This window comes from Pseudomonas imperatae (genome assembly GCF_057128625.1).
On the sequence record NZ_JBSKHP010000085.1, the window covers coordinates 1 to 554 of the forward strand.

Genomic DNA, 554 nt, shown 5'->3' on the forward strand with positions numbered 1-554 from the left:
GGCCCACCTACACGGCGGGCAGTCTGCAGCTCATGGCCCTGTGCATGGTCTTCGCCGCTCTCGCGCTGTCGTACAACATGCTGCTCGGCACCGCGGGACTGCTCTCCTTCGGGCACGCCCTCTACTTCGGGGCGGGGGCGTACGGCCTCGGCATCGTGCTGCAGTACGCCGGTGTGCCGCTGTGGCCGGGCGTGCTGATCGCCCTGATCGGCGGCCTCGCGATCGCGGCGCTCACCGGCGCGATCAGCATGCGGGTGACCGGCATCCCGTTCGCGATGGTGACGCTGGCATTCGCCCAGGCAGGCTCCGTGCTCGTGCGCCGCAACCAGGAGGTCACCGGAGGCGAAGAGGGACTCGCCCTCCCGACCGGCTCGGTTCCGGATGCACTGCTCGGGGTCGCGAACACCCGAAACCTCTACTGGATCGCCCTCGTGGTGGTCGTGCTCGTCTATCTCGTCGCGCTCTGGGTCGACAGTTCGCGCCTCGGGCACCTTGCGCGAGCAGCGCGCGAGAACGATCAGAGGGTGCAGATCCTCGGACTGCGCCCCTACACC

Annotated in this window: 1 protein-coding gene; it reads left to right on the plus strand. The window is 69.1% G+C overall.

Annotated elements, in window-relative coordinates:
- Positions 1–554 (plus strand): branched-chain amino acid ABC transporter permease (locus tag ACWKWX_RS32725; protein ID WP_483829943.1); only part of this gene is annotated, 554 nt, incomplete at both ends.